We start from the raw sequence: 17,794 nt of genomic DNA, 5'->3' as shown, positions 1-17,794 counted from the left end.
GGCTGATGGTGAGTTTGACATTCACGGAGCTGTTTAGTTAGAAAAGGGTATTGATTCTTATTCATTAGAAGGAACAGTCTTACTATTCTAAGTTACTTCTTCACTCTATACTATGCGGTTCGGGTAATTGGTCGGTAGAGAGGCTCTAGCCCCATTTCGCTCGTAGCGATAAATATGAGTTAGCTACTGAAATCCATGTCTTTATTTAAAAATACCTAAACCTCACAATCAGTACTGTAGTAATACACGGAATGATTAGTGTGTTAAAACAATATTATAATTGAGACATAATTTTTGGTGTATTAGTTCACAAGCTCTGAACGTTCCTTAACAGCATTAATCCACCGGGGGAGATAATCAAAGTCCTTGTTTGGACTGATTTGTCGAGCGTTGGTATACGGATAAACATACTCTTGGCGATCAGACTCCAGTTTCGATATGATTGTCTCGAACGATTTGATTTCTACCTGACGTGCATGACGCCATCTCCGTTCTATGTAGTGTTTCTGAAGATGATTCATGAGGGGATCATCGCTTTCTTGGTGTGCTACGGTATCGTCCCAGTCGTCGAAATGACGTTGGCAAATATCGCATTTACACATCGCGGAGTCTGTTCGTTTCATTAACTCGACTGCGGCGGGGACCTTAAGGAAATCTTTGATTTGGTCCACATAATATCGAAGAAGCATCCCGCCCTGATCAGTGTACTCTGTGGTTTCAGTGTACTCTTCACCATACATGACGCCGTATGTTGTCCCACCTAAGCCGAAGTAGGATAGCAGATTGGAGAAGTAGTCTCCGTAATAGAAGTGAGGTTTGACACCTGCCTCTGAAATATCGTAGACGAGGTCGATAACATCCTTGTAGGTGCTCTCGTATGTGTTGTGTTTCCCGAGTTCCTCAATCAATAAGAAGCACTCGTCAACATCATAATCCTTCACCAGCTCAACTAGGCTCGTTCTATGTGAACGATCTCGGATGAACGACTTGGTTGTGTGGATACAGGGTTTGAGAGAAAGCATAGCTTCTGCTTTCGTGGTGTCAAGAATTGTTCTGTTGGGTCCTAGATCCGATTTTTCGTTAATCCGGTGATGCCATGGGATGACAGCTTTTGGCATTACCTCATCCGGATCGACCTCTTCGTACTTTCCTGACTCCTCTTTCAGCTGGTTTGGAACAAAATTTTCCTGATAGAGTACGACTGACCTGCTAATTCCGCGAATAATCTCCTCGTCTAAGTGACGAGGATTCACGTTATCGAAATCGAACAGGGCTTGCTTCAGAGGATCTCCCAGTTCGTTTACGTAGCTATCGTACCATCCTCGGATTGTTCCGTCAGGATATCTGAAGTCGTCCCCTGACCTGAAGTCCGAGATTATCGGCTCAACATAGTAGTCTAGGCTTCGTTCCTGATTCAGGTTTTGGATGAATTGGGGGAGTGCCTTCTTAGAATAAGCAAGCATCTTTCCGTCGATGATGAGCGAGTCGTACCGTGGATACTCTCCCTCAACGGCATGCTTGTTATTCAGACTGTTGTATCGGAGTGTCGTCTCGAACATTATCTTCTATCAAATTGAACACTATATCCCGGCTACATAACTGTTCCCCCGTTTTTTGGGGTGCACAAACCTGATTAACGTTCTCTGAGATTGAAAACAAGCCGACTGGCGTCTCTTCAACTCTCTCCACGAGGGAATCAGTCACTCGTTCTTCCCACACAGCAAGGTAGGAGAAGTCGACAAAATCCGTGTTTCGCCATGCTTGCTCAATTCCCCTGCTCACCTTATCCGATTTCATCTCAATTGCGACAGTTGTCTCTCTGCGAGCGCATAGAATATCAATAGGATAACAAAACACGCGTCCCTCAGTAGTGTACTCAAGGTCGTGGGTTGTGAGATAGTCTGTCAAGATACCCAACTGGTATTTCTCTGGAATATAAAAATCGTCCCCAGCACTGGTCGTTGCCTTACTTTCCTCAGCTTGAATTGTTTGAATCAGGTCTTCCGTGCTCATTATGCGGTCTCCACCAATATTTCGTCTTTAATCTCTGACTCCGTTGTGAATGCAGGGTATTCCTCGTATACGTATCGGAGCAATTCTCGCAACTCCATCGGGTTATATTTCTCAACTAACGCTCTGAGTTCCTCATCGTACTCAGCGTCAAGTTGGTTTGACAGTTGGGATGCGATTTTCTCTCCCTTCGGAGTGATATAAAATACCTTGTTTGTAAACTCTTCGCCGTCGGAATCGCCTGCCATTGGCTCAGTCTCAATCGCTTTTAGCTGCTGGAGGAAGCGGATTTCCTCATAAACGTGCTTCGAGAACGGCCCCATTTTGTGAGCAGTGAACTCGAAAGCTAGTTCGGGGCCATACTTTTCGAAGAACTCAGTCTCCTCCTCGACGAGAAAAAGGAGCTTCTGGAGCTTTGTGACGCCTTGAATCGACCCCGCGTGGTGGAAAAGAATGAATACCACATCTGTCCGTCGGTCTATTTGGTCGATTCGTGGCATATGGGTCTGGGTTTGACCACAGTGCCCTGTTTCTTGAGCGTTTCCATAAATCCGTCTTGTACTCACCGATCACTATCCTTCGCAGACCGTCTCTCAGTCTGTGCTACATTCGCGCCCTGTATCTTGCAAAGACTCAACGAAATACCGATCTGTTGTCAGAAGCGGTCTGCAAGATACAGAGGATGAGTACAGCACGGCAACCGAGTTTATTTCACGACGAGGCTGGTGAACTATCCGTCCACTACAGTTGCGTATTTCGTGATGGACAAAGTCACCTCTGATCCTACCAAAGAGATATTATTATTCCAGATTGATATACATATATGACTGCGACTCGGCACCTACACAGGTTTCAGAGTGATTTTGTCCGGATTCTTGCTCTTTGGATCCTCCTCACGGGCATTATCACCACGATGGTCCTCAATTCTTTATTTCCGTTTCCTTTCTTTGGCGATGTGAATGGATGGGATATGTATAATTATGTGATTGGGCCGGGGCTTCTCCTTCTTGTCGGCTCCTATGTTGGGTGGCTCTCGACTCGCCCATGGAGAGCCACTATTGGAACGGTCTTCCTCCTCTGGGGCGCTATGACGTTATTCCTCGCATGTCTCGGCGGAGGGTGTCGAATACCCGAAAACTACGAGCATTGGCGGCATATCAAATTCGCCATTGACGCAGGAATGGTTGGCCCGACCCTACTCGTGGACACTCAGCCGGAACCCTGCACATTTTCTTGTTCCTATCGAATCAAATTAATTCCACTTGCCATCGGATATGGATCGTTAGCTTTCGCATTACTTGCAGACGGAAATCAGAGGCAGTCTGATTGAAAACCAACAGGAGTGTTGACCGACAGAACTTCTTTAGTCAGCAAATCATTCCAGACGACATCCGGAGAGGCTGAGTCTTACCTTGATAACTATACCTCCTGTACTGAGCGCGGTATTCTGCTCGGGAATAACTGTAAACAAGAACGGTGATTCGGTAGAGGGACGCGCGGACTGAACGTGCCATCACATGTCTCCTTTGAGATCGTCGTCTCGTATGATTACCTCTCCAGATCCGGTGACGAAAATATATACATTACCACAATTAACTACTGTTTCTTTGATTGCATCCGCTCTTCTGGGGAGGCCAGCCTCAAATGTGTAGGATTGGTCGTAGGAAACCTCTAGGTCAAGCTCAACACCCGTACTCGTGTCCGTATCGGGAGCCACTTTGATAGTATCTGAGAACACAATCTGGTTCTCATCATCGGTAATCGTGACCTCTATCGATTTTGTTTTTGCCGATTCATTGTATAGAACGACTGGCCATTTTTCCCTGAAACATTCGCTTTCATCCTCCCCTGATTCCCCATTCAGGCACCCAGCAACAAATATGGAGGGAAAGGAGCCGAACACAGAAAGAAACGTACGGCGATTAATGGCCATTAGATATGATTGTGTTGTCATCAGCAAAAAACTTTCCAAACCTGCCTCAGAGATGAGAATGAACGTACATACATAGTCTGTCAGCTACCCTATTATTCTTTGATTCTCTACCGAAGGATATGTGTCTCACCTATACTGAGCGTTCGACCCTTCACGTAGATCGCGCTCTACCGAGTGCCACATTCGCGCACTGTATTCAGCACGGCTTTGTCATCATCACTGACAGCTGATAGAAGTAATAGCTGTCAGTCCGCACATGAAGTGGGCATATGGTTCACGATAAAATACTATGAATAATATGATTCCAACAGAGCCAGACGTTTCAGTTCTGTACCCAATTCTAAATAAAGTAATCGTATCACCAACCGCTGTTATTAATCAGAGATCGTTACATGATGACCAGAAAAGATATCATAGTTTGATCGGATGGCCGTTTGAATAGTTCCTTCACCGTAAGTTCGTCCATCACTGTAGTGGACTATATCCCACTTTGAGCGCATCCGTTGTGATGAGCGGAAACAGTCCTCCATTAGCTGAGCGTCTTCCTGACACCAGAACGCGAGATCAGAGACGAAGGCGAGATCTGCCTCTGAGGCCGTTGGAAACCTATAGGCGGATTCTGCTGGTGAATTCCATCGACTGAGAGCTCGCTCTGCTTTTGAACTACCATCCTTTGTATACTCTTCCAGAGTTCTTCTGATATCCTTAGAAGTGAGATTTAGTGATCTATCAGATGCGCTACTAAGCTCGTAATCGCTGTATTCTTTATTCGTATTGACCGATTCAGTTTGTTCAGGAAGATACGTGCGCTGGAGGTCGATGAGTGGATTGCACTCGTTGGTACTTCCTTGGTTGAAACACCTGACTGAATCATATGGGTCTAGCTGATTTCCAGTTAGGACTACATATTGCCCTGAGTCATACACTTCGATTGTCCCCCTATCCTTGAGTTCAGCTTTTTCATTTCGATCAGGAAGACGTGTACCTTTACACACTAGATGGAGCCCAGTCTGGGAACGGCTGGCTTCTACATAGGTGTTGAGTCGTTTAACGATTTCAGCCACCTCGTCACTGACCTTTGTTGGTTTTGGAGGTCCTATATCATCGAAGTCGATTATGACGAATGGATCATCTGGGAGAAGTACATATGCCGGTTCACCGTTCTGACGGTTAGACAGACGACATGCCTTCTGGAAGGCCATTTGATTCTCATATTTCTGCCATCCTTTTGCAGGTATGACGGGTACCTTGTTCGTCGTAACGACCCACTGATCTCGTCCACGGAGTTCTTTAGGAACTAACCCCCATCCGTGTTGTCTCTGCGGTCCATTCTCAGAAGACATTAATTTGCATCCCCATATTTCCGAAATGCATAATCGATCACCATATCGACTATTTCTCTATCTAGAACTGGTACAGTTGTAGCCAGTTTTGCGACTCGAGTTCCTTGAGCCTCTTCTGGGCTATCACACATAATCAGTAAGGCGAAGGCGATACATGCTCCATGAATACCCTTATGATTCCGGTTGAAACCTACTAGATTAGTCCTGTGAACCCGCGATAAGGCAGTTGTTCGGGCCCATCTTGGAACGTCACAGTTCTGTAAAATAGCATCACATCGATTTAGATTGTCTTCCCGCTCTCGGATTGACTTCCTATCGGAATCGTCTTCCCAGGTATGCCCTCGCCCCATTTGTAGGGTCCAGAAACGGTCGAACTTATGGGTCCGATGGGAGTATCTCTCAGGGAGATCCTTAGCATAGAAGGTTGTACGTGCAGTGGATTTTACATTCTCTGCGTCCGGACCCATATTCTCCCATGTCTGCCATTGTCCACCAGTGAAACAGTAATCTGATCTCTCTGGTATCTCTGAGCTCTGACCAGAGTGAGTTAGAGCATAGAAGGACACCCGCTCATCATCAGGGGGATGTGCAGGTTCACGGTAGTCGGGACATTCACACTCGGTTGTAACGGTTGTGTTGGTTTCTGAACTTGTTTGCATATTATTCTCGCATGACCCTACCTGCACTTGCTCTGTGTGACAAAACCCTTTTTAAAGAGACAGAGCAGACGCTCTACTAAGCCACACTAGGGTAGCGCCGGAATCAGGCTTGCATGCGACTTTCCAACGTAATCTTCGTTACTGCCGACCAGCCTAAAACGCTCTCAACAGAACTAGTTTCTCGATAGATATAAGTGATTTGGTTATGGGTGACAGATGTAACGATAGCTAACCTACGTTCCGCGTTCCGAGTATTACAGATAGAACCTTTCTACCGACTGATCACCCGAACTGCATAGAATAGAGTGGAAGAGCAACTCTGTAAGAATGCAACTGACTTGTTCAAAAAGAGTAATCTCGAGATTAGCGTAGTTGTGAAGAAAATCAAACCACGCTAGATGATTCAAAGCCAAATGCGTGATAATCAGAGACCCCCTGTCCGTGTTCTCTTGCCGTAAAGACAAAACAATATTATCTATTATAACCTTCTAATTTGAACTCTTTTCTCGGTCTCAGGTTTTTTCTCTATGGGGTTATACAGTCAGTCTCTAGTCAATATCGGTCATTAATATCCTTCGATATCTTTCCTATCTTTTTAGAAGATGCTCTGTACTCTCTCACAAGAGTTCTAGATACCCTAATGAAATCCCATTCAGAAGAAATCGAAACGTTGTGGTGATCGACTGAGGTAGCTTAGATCGCACCCTAGTAACGTCGTTCCCCCTTGATCGTCGACGCTTTTCTCCCCCGGGTGATCTTACTTCGACTCAAGAGTTTCACCCTTTCTATTCTTACTGTAGTGGAATTCACTCTCGAGTTGTGGTGCCCGGTCCATGATGATCGACCAGGAGGATTCGTACTCCTCTTCAACGCAGTGCTGTCTTGCGGAACAGTCCAACCCTCTGAGGGCCAATACCTATGCTGTCTGTAGCCGATTTCGAACCTTCGGTTCGGGATCGTGCTACTGCGGTCGCTGTGTATGTTATAAACGGTATCATGCACCTTTCAAAATTACGCCGTCTATCTGTGAAAATTCAAAAACGTCCATGATGATTCCTCACGAACCTGGCGTATCACACTGTCCGACAGACGAGGCCGACCTCGTCTCCCACAGTCAAGTACACTGAGGTTAAGTTAGATAGATATCAAACATCTCGCTATTTTTTATATCGGGTGAAAACTTCTTCCTATCAAGAAGGGGGGAACTCGTGCGCGAAAAATACTAAATTTTGGAACTACATTATGGGTGTTTGAACGGAAACTGGAATATTACGCCTATACCCCGATATTCCGATACAATCCCATGGTGAGCAAAGAGGACGGTATCTCCCCTGTATAAACTACCTCATTCCTGGTCTAATTCCCTCTTTTGATATTCATTTAGATGCCAGAGATGACGGGGTGCCGTTCACTTGGTAATTCAAATTAAACAGAGCTCGTTAGGTATTTGGCCGATCAATGCGATTAGAAAGTCAATAACGTCAATCACGAGTAGTTGAGAACCACGAGGTTGATATCTCGGGCGATATCAACTCCTTTACCGGCTGGAATTAAATTACACCGGCCGAATTCCGGGTGCTCAAGCAATATCATTATTCGTAGATCACACGCCACAGAACACTAACGGCATTGTATACAATCCCAGGAGGTGCGCGTTCAATGCCTCCGCATGATTACGACGACCGCCGGGTAGAGGTCTACTTCGGCCCCTCACGTAAAGTTGATGTGACAAAAGAGGAACTGGCGATCTACATTCTTGAGGAGATGGCTCTCGAACGTTCTGACGGTGGGCCGAAGTGGACTGAAGGCGTGGCCGAGCTCGTCGAACGTGGGATGGAAGCGTTTGAGGAAGAGTATCAGAATGATCCAGAGTATGCGGAGAAGATTGCGAAATAGAATAGAAAATTTGATGTATACCGAAGTGAGCTCAGAGAGCTCGCCACTACATAACAAGAGCCAGTCGACACTTAGGAGAAAAAGCAAAAATAACAAGTAGAGACGCCTTTGACGAACTTTTCGAATCAAGGATAATTGACCCTGACTCGATTTAAAACAGAAGATCCAATTATTGAGTGGGTATTTAGCGTATATCTCACTCGAAATCTCAGCTATCACTTAGTGAAAAATTAAATTCGAGATAATTCATATGTTTTTGTTTATCAAATTCAAATGTTTCTTTGCTCTGACCAGAGAGATATTCGAAAATAGCTTCTATGTCCTCTGGGCTGATATGGACAGCCTGATATTGGCTATTGCTGATCATCTCTGGTTCATTAGCATGTTTGGCGGGTGTAGAGAGGTATTGATTTAATGCATTCTCGAACTTCCCCATCTTTTGTTTTATATTTGAACGGTTCTCGATCTTCATTTGGGTCATCTTAGTCAGAGCATCTAATCCAAAGTAACAAATCGAACCTCTCCATTCAGTTTCCGAAGGAAGGTTTTGTTCTTGAATGAATTCCGCGAGACGAGTAATACTCGTTTCCGCAATTCCAGGAGAGAACAAACATATTCCATGGATCTGGTCATAGATGGGTTCCGTTTGTTGCTTCGAATTGAGTTCCTGGAGATGGCGGAATATTTTGCTATATTCATCAGACAGATTTGTCTCATCATTAGATGACAAGTCAACAAATTTAGCGTCCCACATGTAGAGACAATCGTTACCAGGCCAATTCAAAGTTAGCGTGCCATCAGGAACTCCAGTTCCTGGTTCAGTTCCACCATAGAGGTGCGAAGTACCGATAGAATATTTTAGCATAGAGTCAACACAATGCTCAAAGTCAGACCAATCCATATGCCTGAGGACATCATCTGATGTACACATTTCAAGAGCGATAGAAGCCCGTTGTTCAATATCTACAAGAGGTCCCCGCTCAGTGATCTCTTGATATTTGCTTTTAATGGCCTTTTCCGAATCACTGTCGATCAGTTCACTAATTGTGAGATAGGGCAGACCTAGTCGATCCAACTCATCGGAACAACTCAAGGACCCGTCAAGGAGTATAAAGAAACTGGATCGATTGTAGATTCGAAGCCATTTGATGGTCGTTCGAGGGATATGCTCAAGGAGGATATGAACTGTAATCCGCTCTGTGTCAGTATGAGCCTCAAATACTGGTTCAAGGCGATCACCGTTATACACTAATCCGTTTCTCTTTTTACTGACTGAACACTCTAACACGTCCTTTACCTTATCACGGACAAAACTGTAGATACCAGACTCTTTTAGAGCTATCCTTGAGCTTTGCTTAATATCCTTATCAGATAAGTATATGTCTCGTCCACACTCAGGACAGCTAGTATGCTTATCTGATGTAGATACCTGGATTTTCCCTCTACAACCCTTATCTAATATCTGAAAATAGTCTTCATCATCGGGATCAACACAGTCTATGTACTGGTGCTCCTGAATCTCGCACAGTCCCGTCGATTGCAATTCCTTGGCTTTCGTACGCTCAGAACTAGACAGATTCGTCTTTCCGTCTTTTAGGATATGGTTCGAGCTGATCAAGATTTCTCAAACCGGACCTCTACGTCCATGTACTCCTTTATTTGCCCCTCAAACTCTTCGCGTTCTTCGTCACTCGGATACGATGCATTATACCGGAAGATCCACCCCTCTTCACCCTTTGATGAGCCTTCCCGAGGTAGGAGTGTGAAGTCCCGACCTTCATAAACAAACGTAATATTTTTCACATCATCCGGGTGATTGAGGAGTTCAACGTTTCGCTCTTCGAACCAATCTAATGTTTCCTGAACACCTTCGTTAGCTTTTAGCTGGATTTCCGGACTGTTCGGGAGATCAGCGTTCTCTACGTTTACACCCTTAAGAACCAAATCAGTATTGTCTTCAATATCTTTAGCAAGACCTATTGCGGACTTGAGCTCTTCATAAGTAAGTTCTTGACCCATATCATCGAACTGGTGGTCTTCGATCTCATCTTCATCAATCCCATCATCGTCTTCCTCTTCCTGGAAAGTCTGTTCTATGGCTTCATTGATTCCACTTAGAGCATTAGACGCGATTTTCTTTTTCTCTGAAAATATCTGGAGTTCTGTTCCATCAAAAATCAGTACAACAAACTCAGCCGGTTCCTCCTCGAGATTTTCATCAACTTGTCTCTCGACTTCGTCTCCGAGACGACGTTTGATTAGGAAGTAGAGTTTTTCATCATGTGTGAAACTATGCCACGGCCGGTACGAGTCTGTGATGTGTTCTAGTGATTCCGCAACTTTATCGATATTGAGCGCATCTAACTTTTCTAATTTAGACTCTGAGTGACGAATTAGTTGAGGTTTCCTACCGTAGCAATACTGGAGACCCAATATATTCCGGAGTACCTCTGGTTTAAACAGTTGAATCATAGACACCATTGCATCTCTACTCCCTGACTCCATAATATCCTCATAGAGAGTGATGAAATCCGCACCGGCAACTTCCCCTTCTATCTCTTCAAAACAGGCGACAACACGTTTCTTATTCTTTCCATTTGCAAATCGATATGCACAGAGGATGTTCTTTCCGTATTCTTCATTATCATCAAGAATATGACTAAGTAGTGGTTCTCGTTCATATGGAATTTGGCTTAATTCTCGTTCGAGACACCAATGAACTTTTAACAATTCCTTACTTATTCTGTAGTCCTCTATGACATATTGGTTGAGCTGGGACCTATATCGATCCCATTCATCGTCAATAAGTCCATATGGGGTTTCGAGATCGAGCCAGAATGAGCGAGAGATATCTAAGTTAGGTGTGTCCGGCTTAACCTTCGACATATACACACATACTAACAGTTCCAATATATCTCTTTCCCTATCTGTCCTTCGAACCACCATTCCCAGAATATCCCGACTCGCAAGGTCTTTCAGTTGTCTACGTACTTATTAATCGCTTAGATTGACTTTCTCGGCCGTCTCTATTGTTAGAAGGGCTTGATGTTCCACATGCGAGAAGGCATCAATGATCGGCTTGTCCTGTGTTTTTAGACTGGCATCAAGATTGGATTCTACTTCTGAATCTTTGCTTTCCAAGCACATTGGTGGATGTCCTCATGCGGACACGAGTCTAAGTTTGCTGGTTCCGGTTTAATCCGAATTAGTTGATAGAACAACGAGCACTGTCCTGCGGAGGCAGTCTAACCCTCAGGCGGGCCCATCCTTAAGCGGTTCGTGGCCGGTTTCGAATCTCCGATTCGGGATCGCGCCACTGAGGGTACGGAGATATCTCCGAGATCTGCGTTCCCGACTGTTATTGCTGTAGGTCTTTTTATAATAAGATAATGGGCCCCTTTGATCAGAAGTGGGGTGCTCACGCGCGCGGAATTTAACCATTATTGAGACTAGCATAAGGGACTTGCATCAGAGTTATAAATATACCCTGACTTTGGATATTCTAATTCAAAGTTATGTAGTTGAGACCAGCTCAAATACCAAAGCTGGGCTTCCCTCTTGTTGCGCCTTATTGTCTGCGGTGACAGTACAACTACTCAAAAATAGACATCTCTGAGTAGGGCGGAATTTTGTCTATTGTCTGTTCGGAGGATCGATTGATCGCCTCAGAGAATAGAATGATAACGACCAACAGGGTGAAGTGGTGTGCGCGCGAACTATTGATAGATGCCAGGCGTGACGGGGCGTCGTTCACTGAATGACTCAACTCAACGGGGAGAATTGCTATTTTGGAGACAGACACGACGCAGTCTACCGATTAGCGTAACTCACAATCCAGAAGAAAGGAAGCGGGCCGGGCGCGATTTGAACACGCGACCGTCTGATTAAGAGTCAGACGCTCTGCCGAACTGAGCTACCGGCCCTGTACCTGCGACTTTCCCTCGGTCGTTCAAATACGTTTCCCTTGGCGGGCAGCGTGGCAGTGATCCACGGGCGAAACAGCCATCGCCCTCGAGTCATCCGAACTGAACCATCACTTTGTGCCACTCTTCGGGAGCGTTAAGTGCGGCCGGTCCGACCACTCGGGCATATGAGCACGGGGGTTACGATTTCGTCGATCTCTGACTACGCTATCTTGGGGTGTGGGAGCGTGGGCTACGCCGTCGCGGAGGAACTCGTCGAACAGGGGAAAGACGTCTTTATCGTCGATCAGGACGAGAGCCGCGTCGAATCGCTCCGCGACCAGGACCTGGACGCCCGGACGGCCGACATCCGGGAATCCGGCGTCGCCGACCTCGTGGCCGACCGCGATGTCATCCTCATCCTCGCCTCGGACGTCGAGTCCAACAAGCGCGCCGTCGAACACATCCGCGAGAGCGACGGCGACCAGTTCATCGTCGCCCGCGCGAGCGATCCCGTCTCCGGCGACGAGCTCTCCGAACTCGGGGCGGACATCGTCATCAACCCCTCCACGGTCATCGCTGAATCCGCCCTGCGCGCCCTCGAGTCGGGCGAACTCGAGTACAACGCGGGGAAGCTCGCCGAAATCGTCGAGCAGACGTCGACGCGGCTGGCGATCGTCACCCAGGACAGCCCGGATCCGGACTCGATCGCCAGCGCGGCGGCGCTGCAGGCGATCGCCGACCATCTCGGCATCGAATCCGACATCATCTATCTCGGGGACGTCGGCCACCAGGAGAACCGAGCGTTCGTCAATCTGCTCGGGATAGACCTCGTCCAGTGGGACGAGATCGAAGACCACTCGATCTACGACACCGTAGCCCTGGTCGATCACGCGACCTCGGGCGAGATGGACCTCCCGATCGACATCGTCATCGATCACCACGAATCCGAGACCGATGACGGGGTCGAACCCGAGTTCGTCGACATCCGACCGAACATGTCCTCGACGTCGACGATCATGACGAAGTACATCCAGGAGTTCGACATGAACGTCTCCGAGGAGGTCGCCACGGCCTTACTCTACGGTATCCGCGCGGAGACGCTGGATTTCAAACGCGACACCACCCCCGCCGATCTGACCGCCGCCGCCTACCTCTATCCGTTCGCGAACCACGACACCCTCGAGCAAGTGGAGTCGCCGTCGATGTCCCCCGAGACGCTGGACGTGCTCGCGGAGGCCATCACCAATCGCGACGTCCAGGGGAGTCACCTCGTCTCCAACGCGGGCTTCGTCCGCGACCGCGAGGCGCTCACCCAGGCCGCCAGCCACCTGCTCAATCTCGAGGGGGTCACCACGACCGCCGTCTTCGGGATCGCCGACGAGACGATCTTCCTCGCCGGTCGCTCGAAGGATATCCGCATCAATATCGGCAAGGTGCTCGACGACGCCTACGGGGAGATCGGCGAGACGGCCGGCCACTCCACGCAAGCCAGCGCGGAGATCCCGCTGGGGATCTTCACCGGGATCGAGATCTCGGAGGACACGCGGGAGACGCTACTCGAGTTGACCGAAGAAGCGGTCAAGCGGACGCTGTTCGACGCGATGGGCGTCGAAGGAGGGGGCAGCGAGGGCTCGAACGGGAGCTGAGAGGACCGTAGAATCGAGTTACGCTACCAGTTCGTCTTCTTCCTCGTCGGGTTCGCGAACGCGTTCGACGACGTCGTTGATGAGAATGACGTCGCCGACGGAGCGGACCCAGCGGTAGGGGACGATGATTCCCTGTCCGCTTCGGGCTTCGTCCGCGAACAGTTCGCTGTTCAGGTTCGCGAGCGCGAGACCGGAGACGGCCTCGCCGTCGATGCTCAGCCTGAGATCCTCGACTTCGCCGACGAAGACGCCGTTGTTCGAGTAAACCTCGCGGCCGACGAGTGACGTGATTTCTTGGGGAGTGTCGTCCATGTCTGGGCTCATGCGCGGCGGACTCTTAACTTTTAGTCAGACAGGATAGTCCTTGTTGTCGGATCCGACAGTCGTCGATCCGAGGACGAGCACGATCCCGAATCCCCACACTCGAGCCTACCCCAGAATCGAGTCGACGGCGGCGTGATCGGACAGCAGCCGTTGCATCCGGTCGACGGTATCAGCGTCTCGAGTCCGGCCGCTTCGGACGACGTCCTCTGCGCGCTCGACCGTCGTGAGCGTGTCCGTCTGCACCGCGAGGATCGGGACGCCCTTCTCGCTGGCCTGCCCGACGATCGCTCTCGGGGGCCGGTGGCCGCCGGTGAGGATGAGACAGCGGACGCCGGGAGCCTCGAGCGCGGCGGTGTGAATCTCGGCGCGGTCGCCGCCGGTGATGACGGCGGCGTCTCTCGTCCGGCGGAAGTGTCGCAGGGCGCTGTCCGGCCCCATCGCGCCGACGGTAAAGCGTTCGACGTAGCCGTCCTGTCCGTCATCGACGAGCACCGACGCGCCGAGTTCGTCCGCGAGTTCGGCGACCGTCACGCCCGACAGCTCCCGTTCGCTCGGGAGCACCCCGTGGACCGGAATCCCGCGCCCCTCGAGGAACGGGACGACGTCCGTCTCGAGCCCGTCGTAGGCCGCGTCGGGAACGTCGTTGAAGACGACGCCGGCGAGTCGGTCGCCGAACGCCTCGGCGGCGGCGATGACGTCGTCGACGTCCGCGGGGATCTCGTAGGGCGCGACCAGCAGCACGCGCGCGTCGAGGAGGTCGGCGATATCGGGGTCCGCGATGTCGACGATTCCGCCGACATCGTACCGGCCGCCGCCCTCGACGAACATCCGGTCGTGATCGGTTGCGAGCGTCTCGAACGCCTCTCGGACGCGCTCGCGCAGTTCGTCCGGATCCTCGCGCCCGCGGATCGCCTGCTCGATAAACGTCGGCGAGTAGACGACGGGCTCGAGGTCGTGCATCTCGGCCTCGAGCCCGAGCAGTTCGCGGGCGAGCAGCGGGTCCTCGTCGAGGGTCTTCCCGACGTTGCTCTGCAGCCGGGTGCCCTTCGGTTTCATGTAGCCGACGCTGTCCCCTTCGTCCCGCGCGAGACGAGCGAGCGCCAGCGTGATGGCCGTCTTGCCGGTGCTCTCCTCGAGCGAGCTGACGAGCAGCGTCTCGACGGGGGTGTCGCCGGACGTGCTATCGGTGCCGCTTTCGGTGTCAGTATCGGTTTCGATGTCCGTGGATTCGGGTTCTGGATCGGTGTCGGTCATGGTTCCTCCGTGTCGGGTTCGTCCGCGTCGAGTTCGTCCGGATCGACGGTCAGTCGAAGATCGATCGCCTGTACGCCCTCCGGGCCGGCCACGAGCGGGTTGATGTCGAGTTCGAGGATCGACGGGAAGTCCGTCACCAGCTGGGAGAGCCGCTGGATCGTCTCGACGACGCGCTCGACGTCCGCGGGTTCGCGGCCGCGAGCGCCGCGCAACAGCGGTGCCGCCCGAATCTCGTCGACCATGTCGCGGGCCTCGCCCTCGCCGATCGGCGCGACGCGGACCGACGTATCCTCGAGGATTTCGACGAAGATGCCGCCGAGTCCGAACAGCAGCAATGGCCCGAACTGCGGGTCGCGGTTCATCCCGACGATGGTCTCGGTCGCGGACTCGAGGTCGAGCAGCTCCTGGATCTGCACGCCGACGATCGTGGCGCCGGGCTGGTAGTTTCGCGCTCGAGCGACCACGTCCTCGTAGGCGTCGTAAACGTCCTCGTCCGCTACGCCGACTTTGACGCCACCGATGTCGGACTTGTGTGAGATGTCGGGGCTGACGATCTTCAGGACGACGTCGCCCGCGATCGATTCGGCGACCTCGCGGGCGCGGTCGGGATCGTCGACGATCTCCCCCCGCGGGGTCGGGATGCCGTAGGCCTCGAGCAAGTCCATCGACTCCACGCCGAGGCGGTTGTCGTCCCGACGCCGGACGCGCTCTAGAATCTCGCGGGCGCGTTCGCGATCGACGTCGAACGGTGCGGGCTCGTCGACCGTTCGCTCGCGAATATCGCGGAAGCGAGCGAGCGCGTCGAGTCCCGAGACCGCTCGAGCGGGATCGAAGTAGTTCGGAACGCCCGACTCGCGCAGCGTTTCCTCGGCGTCGCGAGCCCGTTTCCCGCCCATGAGACACGTGACGACGGGCGTTTCGTGGACCTCGAGCGTCTCGATCACCCGGTTGGCGAGGTCGTCGTACGACAGGACCGCGGTCGGCGCGGCGACGACCACGGCGCTGCCGACGTTCGGATCGTCGAGCGCGATCTCGAGGGCCTCGCCGAACCGATCGACGTCGGCGTCGCCGATGGCGTCGATCGGGTTGTAGACGTTGGCTTCGTCGGGCATCGCCTCGGCAAGTGCGTCGATCGTTTCGTCGGTAAAGGAGGCCATCTCGAGCGACGAGTCGCCGACGGCGTCGGTCGTCAGGACGCCGGGACCGCCAGCGTTAGTCACGACCGCGACGCCGTCGGTTTCGGGTTCGGGCAGCCCCGAAAGCGCCCGCGCGTAGTCGAACAGTTCCTGGACCGAGCGGGCGCGCAGGACCCCGGCCTGCTCGAGACCGGCCTCGTACGCCCGTTCGCTGCCGGCGATCGCGCCGGTGTGCGAGGAAGCGGCCTGCGCGCCGGCGGCCGTCCGGCCGGACTTGACGAGCACGATCGGGGTGTCCGCGGTCACCTCGCGGGCCGCTTCGATGAAGCCCCGACCGTCACCGATATCCTCTAAGTAGCCGATGATGACGTCGGTGTCCGGGTCGTCGCCCCACTCGCGGACGAAGTCCGTCTCGTCCAGAACGGTCTTGTTCCCCAGCGAAACCACGTCTCGAAACCCGATTCCCTGTTCGTTGGCCCAGTCGAGGACGGCGGTGATGAACGCGCCCGACTGGCTCATGAAAGAGATCGAGCCCTCGAGCGCGCTTTCGGGACCGAACGTGGCGTTCATGCCGTTCGACGTGGCCATGATCCCCAGACTGTTCGGTCCGACGACGTTGAGGTCGTGTTCGCCGGCGACGGCGCGGAGTTGCCGTTCGCGCTTGGCACCTTCGCCGCCGGTCTCCGCGAAGCCCGCGGTGATGACGACGACGTTCTCGGTGCCCGCCTCGGCGAGGTCGCGGGTCGACTCGATCACGATCTCGGGCGGAACCACGACCACCGCCAGATCGATCGGCGGCGCACTCGACGCGTCCGGATAACACTCGAGCCCGAGTACCTCGTCGCGCGACGGGTTGATCGGCACGACCTCGCCCGCGAACTCGTCGCGCAGGTTCTCGAGGATCGCCCGGCCGACCGCGCCCTCGCGGTCGGTCGCGCCGACCACGGCGACGGTCTCGGGATCGAAGAGTGCGGATAACCGTCCCATCGCTCGCAGGTTAGCGAAGTAGCGTGTTAAGCGTGTGGCGTGTTCCAGCGGTCGTGTTTAGTTTGTAGCATTGTGCCAGACGGCGAAGGCTTGGAGCCACGATTCGGCTGTTGATGGTTGTGCGTGACTGAAACAGTTTGAGAATGAGGAGGTACGTCGCTTTATCTCGCGGAAGACACGTTCCGCCGCGTTCCGATTTCCATGTTTTTCGTATCGAAAACGGAGCCCAGATCGACGGAGTGCAGTCTGGAGATGTTTCGCTCCATCAACGAGAAACACGGCATCATCAAGATCATGTTTCTCAGTGAGTTCGTGCAGGAACCGTTCTGTCAACGCAGTCGTAGTCGTCGAATACAGCCGTATATGGAGTATGTTGTTCGTTTCTGGATCGACAGCGGTGTACAGCCAATAGCGATGTTCGTTAAGTTGAATCACCGTCTCGTCAAGTGCGACGTGATTCGGTTCCTCGTCAACTGTCGGCTGTATATCGCATTTGTGAACCCAATCATGGACTGCTTTGCGACTGCGCTCGACACCGAACCTCTCTAATTCTCGAACGGTATTCGAAAGCGATAATCCAGCAAGATGGAGTCGAATACCGAGCTCCATCAGCCGACGCGGTGTCCGTTCTCGCTCCACAAAATCCAAATCAATCCAGTCGCTACTACCGCTGAGGCGTGCGATTTCTGCCATGAACCAGC

13 protein-coding genes and 1 tRNA gene are annotated in these 17,794 nt (G+C 51.7%); 2 read left to right on the top strand and 12 right to left on the bottom strand.

Annotated features, from left to right (window positions below; genetic code table 11):
* Positions 1 to 302: 302 nt before the first annotated feature.
* From LDH74_RS04370 to LDH74_RS04350, 5 genes are all read right to left on the bottom strand, one after another.
* Positions 303 to 1,559 (bottom strand): hypothetical protein, encoded by a 1,257-nt coding sequence (locus tag LDH74_RS04370; protein ID WP_226041313.1) that lies wholly within the window; start codon positions 1,557 to 1,559, stop codon positions 303 to 305.
* Entirely contained in the window at positions 1,522 to 2,013 is a 492-nt protein-coding gene (locus LDH74_RS04365; protein ID WP_226041312.1) for a hypothetical protein, read from the bottom strand. Before LDH74_RS04365 ends, LDH74_RS04370 begins: the two co-directional genes overlap by 38 nt.
* Positions 2,013 to 2,474 carry a SocA family protein gene (locus LDH74_RS04360; protein WP_226041311.1) on the bottom strand — a complete coding sequence of 154 codons (462 nt, stop codon included), beginning with the start codon at positions 2,472 to 2,474 and terminating at the stop codon, positions 2,013 to 2,015. The genes LDH74_RS04365 and LDH74_RS04360 overlap by 1 nt, the downstream gene beginning before the upstream one ends.
* A gap of 1,049 nt (positions 2,475 to 3,523) precedes the next feature.
* A complete protein-coding gene (locus LDH74_RS04355) occupies positions 3,524 to 3,943 on the bottom strand; it encodes a hypothetical protein (protein WP_226041310.1) in 420 nt (139 codons plus the stop codon).
* Between the two features lie 374 nt (positions 3,944 to 4,317).
* The gene (locus LDH74_RS04350) at positions 4,318 to 5,286 is read right to left on the bottom strand and encodes a hypothetical protein (RefSeq protein ID WP_226041309.1); all 969 of its coding nucleotides are present in this window, start codon (positions 5,284 to 5,286) and stop codon (positions 4,318 to 4,320) included.
* A 2,318-nt stretch (positions 5,287 to 7,604) separates the two neighbouring features.
* Here LDH74_RS04350 and LDH74_RS04345 point away from each other — a divergent pair.
* Positions 7,605 to 7,841, top strand: a complete 237-nt coding sequence (locus tag LDH74_RS04345) for a hypothetical protein (RefSeq protein WP_226041308.1) — start codon at positions 7,605 to 7,607, stop codon at positions 7,839 to 7,841.
* 208 nt (positions 7,842 to 8,049) lie between these two features.
* Here LDH74_RS04345 and LDH74_RS04340 read toward each other — a convergent pair whose 3' ends face one another.
* From LDH74_RS04340 to LDH74_RS04330, 3 genes are all read right to left on the bottom strand, one after another.
* Complete coding sequence (locus LDH74_RS04340; RefSeq protein ID WP_226041307.1) at positions 8,050 to 9,090, bottom strand: hypothetical protein; 1,041 nt, start codon at positions 9,088 to 9,090, stop codon at positions 8,050 to 8,052.
* 365 nt (positions 9,091 to 9,455) lie between these two features.
* Positions 9,456 to 10,727, bottom strand: coding sequence for a hypothetical protein (locus LDH74_RS04335; RefSeq protein ID WP_226041306.1), 1,272 nt, complete (start codon positions 10,725 to 10,727; stop codon positions 9,456 to 9,458).
* A gap of 963 nt (positions 10,728 to 11,690) precedes the next feature.
* Positions 11,691 to 11,764, bottom strand: a tRNA-Lys gene (locus tag LDH74_RS04330).
* 167 nt (positions 11,765 to 11,931) lie between these two features.
* Here LDH74_RS04330 and LDH74_RS04325 point away from each other — a divergent pair.
* Complete coding sequence (locus tag LDH74_RS04325) at positions 11,932 to 13,392, top strand: DHH family phosphoesterase (protein WP_226041305.1); 1,461 nt, start codon at positions 11,932 to 11,934, stop codon at positions 13,390 to 13,392.
* 18 nt (positions 13,393 to 13,410) lie between these two features.
* Here the strand turns inward: LDH74_RS04325 and LDH74_RS04320 are convergent, their stop codons facing one another.
* The 4 genes from LDH74_RS04320 to LDH74_RS04305 all read right to left on the bottom strand — a co-directional run bounded on the left by LDH74_RS04320 (position 13,411) and on the right by LDH74_RS04305 (position 17,786).
* Positions 13,411 to 13,704: a PRC-barrel domain-containing protein gene (locus LDH74_RS04320; RefSeq protein WP_226041304.1), complete on the bottom strand. Its 294-nt coding sequence runs from the start codon at positions 13,702 to 13,704 to the stop codon at positions 13,411 to 13,413.
* Between the two features lie 117 nt (positions 13,705 to 13,821).
* Entirely contained in the window at positions 13,822 to 14,970 is a 1,149-nt protein-coding gene (locus LDH74_RS04315) for a phosphotransacetylase family protein (RefSeq protein ID WP_226041303.1), read from the bottom strand.
* Positions 14,967 to 17,093, bottom strand: a complete 2,127-nt coding sequence (locus LDH74_RS04310) for an acetate--CoA ligase (protein ID WP_226041302.1) — start codon at positions 17,091 to 17,093, stop codon at positions 14,967 to 14,969. Before LDH74_RS04310 ends, LDH74_RS04315 begins: the two co-directional genes overlap by 4 nt.
* Positions 17,094 to 17,150: 57 nt before the next feature.
* Positions 17,151 to 17,786 carry an IS6 family transposase gene (locus tag LDH74_RS04305; RefSeq protein ID WP_226040268.1) on the bottom strand — a complete coding sequence of 212 codons (636 nt, stop codon included), beginning with the start codon at positions 17,784 to 17,786 and terminating at the stop codon, positions 17,151 to 17,153.
* Positions 17,787 to 17,794 lie beyond the last annotated feature (8 nt).

This window comes from Natrinema sp. DC36 (assembly GCF_020405225.1).
GTDB lineage: Archaea > Halobacteriota > Halobacteria > Halobacteriales > Natrialbaceae > Natrinema.
Note: the sequence above shows the minus strand (reverse complement) of the source record. Positions and strands in the feature narration are given on the sequence as shown.

Coding starts and splice junctions, on each gene's coding strand:
- LDH74_RS04370 (WP_226041313.1), bottom strand. CDS start 1,559: ATGTTCGAGACGACACTCCGATACAACAGTCTGAATAACAAGCATGCC.
- LDH74_RS04365 (WP_226041312.1), bottom strand. CDS start 2,013: ATGAGCACGGAAGACCTGATTCAAACAATTCAAGCTGAGGAAAGTAAG.
- LDH74_RS04345 (WP_226041308.1), top strand. CDS start 7,605: ATGCCTCCGCATGATTACGACGACCGCCGGGTAGAGGTCTACTTCGGC.
- LDH74_RS04335 (WP_226041306.1), bottom strand. CDS start 10,727: ATGTCGAAGGTTAAGCCGGACACACCTAACTTAGATATCTCTCGCTCA.
- LDH74_RS04315 (WP_226041303.1), bottom strand. CDS start 14,970: ATGACCGACACCGATCCAGAACCCGAATCCACGGACATCGAAACCGAT.
- LDH74_RS04350 (WP_226041309.1), bottom strand. CDS start 5,286: ATGTCTTCTGAGAATGGACCGCAGAGACAACACGGATGGGGGTTAGTT.
- LDH74_RS04355 (WP_226041310.1), bottom strand. CDS start 3,943: ATGGCCATTAATCGCCGTACGTTTCTTTCTGTGTTCGGCTCCTTTCCC.
- LDH74_RS04320 (WP_226041304.1), bottom strand. CDS start 13,704: ATGGACGACACTCCCCAAGAAATCACGTCACTCGTCGGCCGCGAGGTT.
- LDH74_RS04310 (WP_226041302.1), bottom strand. CDS start 17,093: ATGGGACGGTTATCCGCACTCTTCGATCCCGAGACCGTCGCCGTGGTC.
- LDH74_RS04305 (WP_226040268.1), bottom strand. CDS start 17,786: ATGGCAGAAATCGCACGCCTCAGCGGTAGTAGCGACTGGATTGATTTG.
- LDH74_RS04325 (WP_226041305.1), top strand. CDS start 11,932: ATGAGCACGGGGGTTACGATTTCGTCGATCTCTGACTACGCTATCTTG.